Origin of the sequence: Thermotoga sp. (assembly GCF_021162145.1) — a bacterium.
Taxonomy (GTDB): domain Bacteria; phylum Thermotogota; class Thermotogae; order Thermotogales; family Thermotogaceae; genus Thermotoga.
In genome coordinates, this window is record NZ_JAGGZH010000095.1 from 1 (window position 1) to 3601 (window position 3601).

Here is a 3601-nt window from a genome sequence, read left to right on the forward strand (position 1 = left end):
GGAAAAACACCAATAAGGTACTGAAGACCCTGGAAGATCCTTCCTCAACAGAGCTTTCGAAAGCGGAAGTTGAGAAGTTGAAACGGGGAATGTTTTTGCTTGATGACAACTTCGATGAACTGGAGTTTCTGAAATTCCGCTTCAACACGTATCGCTACAGTGATAGATTTTTGAGATACACAATTGTTCTAACCCATTCCTGCAACTTCGACTGCGTTTACTGCTATCAGAAGGCACTTCATATCTCCTCGAGATCCCCCATCTCAAAGGAAGTACAGAGAAACCTCCTCCTAGATGTGAAAAGAAAATTAGAGTATCAAAAGCCAAACCTGTTGAGCGTTACTTTCTACGGGGGAGAACCTTTGCTTCTGGAAGAAACAGTAGTGAATCTGAGCAGTGAGCTCAAAAAGCTTTGTGAAAAATATGGGGTGAAGTACGATTCTTTCATCGTAACGAACGGTTACCTCCTGACAGAAAAGATGGTAGATGATCTTCAAAAAGCGGGGATAAAGGCGCTGGACATAACACTGGACGGTACAGAAGCGTACCACGATCGGTACAGAAGAGCCAGAAACGGTGCTCCAACTTTCAACACCATTTTCGAAAACATCTCCCATGCTGTCAGAAGAGGCCTATTTGTTCAGGTCAGAGTGAATGTGTCCAGAGAGAACGCTGAAGATGTGAAGAAACTCATCGATAGAATCGCCGAGAAAAAGTTAAGAGTGGAGTTCAACTTCCAGCCCATAGAGATCGCTGAAGGAAATCCCACGGATTTCCAGGACACACCCCTGAACACAGAGGAGTTTGCAGAGATAGAGACTGAACTGTGGTGGTACATCAGAGAGAAAATTCCAGAGTACCCCTTTGAGTACTTCAAGAAACCACGTTTTGCAAGATGTGATGCCATGTGTAAAAACAGCCTTGTGATCGATGTGGATGGAAAAGTGTACAAATGCTGGGGTGAACTGGGAATGGAGACCTGTTCAGGTTTCCTAAAAGAAACCGGTGTCGAATTTACCGGATCGTATCTGAAGTGGTTGACGTATGACCCACTTGAAGATGAAGAATGCAGAAACTGCCTCGTTCTTCCTTTCTGTATGGGAGGATGTGCCTTCAACAGGGTGGTTTACAAAACCCTGAAATTTTCAAAAGTAAAAAAGCCTCACACATGTATCCCGTTGAGGTTCAATTTAGATGAATTTATAAAGATAGTTGCAGATTACAAAAGGAGGGGTACCGTTCATGGAATTTCTCAACGATCCAGTGGTGGATGAAAAGGTTTATCTGAGTTTTTGTAATGGTTTGAAAGACCGATGTGGAGATAAAGTAGGAAACTGCGATGACTGTGTAAACAGTCACTGTGTGGGTCTTTGCAACACTGAGTGTGATCAGACCCCGTGGTGGAAACGAATTTTCCACTGGTGGTGAAAATCCCTTGAAACTCCTGATCAAAACCCTGTACTTCATAAGGAAAGATATCCTCATATGGTTCTCTTACAGAACGCAGCTTGTTCTTGGACTCTTATCCGGTTTTGTGGGAATTGTTCAGTTCGGCCTCATTGGAAAATTCATAGCGCAGGGGAACTACTTTCCCCTGATAGAACGTTACGGCGGCGATATCTTAGCGTACTTCATTACAGGTTCTGTTTTTATGTCGTACACAAATCTTGCTCTTATGACCTTCAAAGGTGTTATACAGAGAGAGCAGAACATGGGAACGCTTGAGTACATTCTTCTTTCAAAAACTCCCCTCTCGCAACTTTTTTTCTTTAGTTTCGCATCTTCTTTTCTTTTCACCACAATGAACATCACACTGATATTTTTGGGGTTGGTCTATCTCTTCTCAGTTCACATCACACCCAACTTTCTTGAAGCTCTGGTTGTCCTCTTCACTGTAATGCTCCCTCTCATGGGAATCGGTCTTCTCTCAGCGTCCATCGTTCTTATCACAAAGAAAGGAGATCCTGTGGGGTGGCTGTACACCACTCTCAGCGGCCTGTTCTCTGGAATTTACTTTCCCGTGGAAATTCTGCCAGACTGGATAAGACCTGTTTCGTACCTCATTCCCAGCACGTACGGGATAGACCTTCTACGAAGAATTCTTATGAGAGGCGAACACCTTTCCAGTGTAGTAAAAGGGCTGATTCTTCTTGCAGCAACTGGATTGGTACTGATACCATCAGGAGTTATCGCCTTTAAAAAATCTTTCAAACAGGCTCGATCGAGAGGAAGTTTGAGCTGGTACTGAGGTGAAAGCGTGCTAAGAGTGATCGACGTCTGGAAGAAATACCCCCCGAAAACGCAAGCTTTAAGGGGAGTAAACTTTGAGGCAGAAGAGGGAAGTATCACAGCGATTTTCGGCGAAAACGGCTCTGGAAAGACGACTCTTTTGAAAATTATCGCCTCCTTTCTCATCCCTGATGAAGGAAAGGTTTTTATAGATGAAGTGGACATCGTGGAAAAACCTTCTTTCGCAGTGGAAAGGATCAGTATATCGACTGGGTATGAGAGGAGTTTCTACTACAGATTGAGTGTGGAAGAGAACCTGAAATTCTTTGGTATGCTGAACAATCTCCTTGGAAAAACCTTGAGGAGGGAAACAGAGAAAGTGATGAAAGAACTGGGTCTTCTGGAGTACAGGAAAAAGAGGTACATGGAACTTTCCACTGGATACAAAAAAAGAGTTGATGTAGCAAGAGCTCTGATGAAAAGGGCAAACATATACATCTTCGATGAGCCGTGCAGTGGGGTTGATCTCAGAACAAGATTGAAAATACACGAAATCATGAAAAGGCTTAAAGAGAATGGTAAAATTGTCATCTTCGCAAGCCACGATTTGGAGGATCTGAAGATTGCAGACAGGGTGATCATTTTGAAAAAAGGCGAAAAAGTTCTCGAATTTTCTCCGAAAAAGGAAGATTTAGCGGCAGCGTTGAAAGGTATTTTAGAGATACAGGCATTTCCGGGGAATTGAGAAGCTATGAAGTTTTTCTCAACAGGTAACGTCAGAGGCGATATCAAAAAGTTCGAGAGGAAATACAAAAAGTACTATCCGCTTTTCTTTTTTCTCGAAGCGCTGTTTCTGACCTTCAACATTCTCACTCCACTTCTCATCAAAAGCACCATCGATAGTGCCTTCTACAAAAGAAGTGTCAGGGAGATTTTACTCTTTGCAGGCCTGTATCTCCTCGTTCTGATTCTTCAGTCCCTTGTGATGCACAAACTCAACTACTCGGCAGCCAGATATCTGGTCAACAACTCACGCACCAGGGAAACAAAGAGCGCTTATGCAAAGATTCTGTCTCTTCCCCTCGATCATTTGAGTCCCCAGAACGCAGGTGATTATCTCTCTGTGTTCACGCGGGACATACCAAAGGCAGTTTCAGGGATATATCTTGGAAGATTACAGATTTCTTTCAATCTGGGATTTTTCGCTGTTGTTCTTGCACTGCTCTTCATTCTGAACGTGAAACTGACCATTGCTGTTCTTGCAAGTGTTTTTCTGTTCTACCTGTCAACTCTTTTCTTCAAAAAACTCGTCATCAGGACCTCTCAGAAAGATCAGGAGAGCTATCAAACGTTTATGAAGAGATCAAGAGAA

The 3601-nt window shown here is 43.2% G+C and carries 4 protein-coding genes; all 4 read left to right on the forward strand.

The genetic code is table 11. From position 1 onward, the window contains the following. Positions 1–1274: radical SAM protein (locus J7K79_RS05995; RefSeq protein ID WP_296906294.1), on the forward strand; the 1274-nt coding region annotated here is incomplete at its 5' end. Between the two features lie 161 nt (positions 1275–1435). Then, entirely contained in the window at positions 1436–2248 is an 813-nt protein-coding gene (locus J7K79_RS06000) for an ABC transporter permease (protein ID WP_296906297.1), read from the forward strand. Positions 2249–2257: 9 nt separating this feature from the next. Next, positions 2258–2974 (forward strand): ATP-binding cassette domain-containing protein, encoded by a 717-nt coding sequence (locus tag J7K79_RS06005; RefSeq protein WP_296906300.1) that lies wholly within the window; start codon positions 2258–2260, stop codon positions 2972–2974. A 6-nt stretch (positions 2975–2980) separates the two neighbouring features. Beyond that, positions 2981–3601: ABC transporter transmembrane domain-containing protein (locus J7K79_RS06010; protein ID WP_296906303.1), on the forward strand; the 621-nt coding region annotated here is incomplete at its 3' end.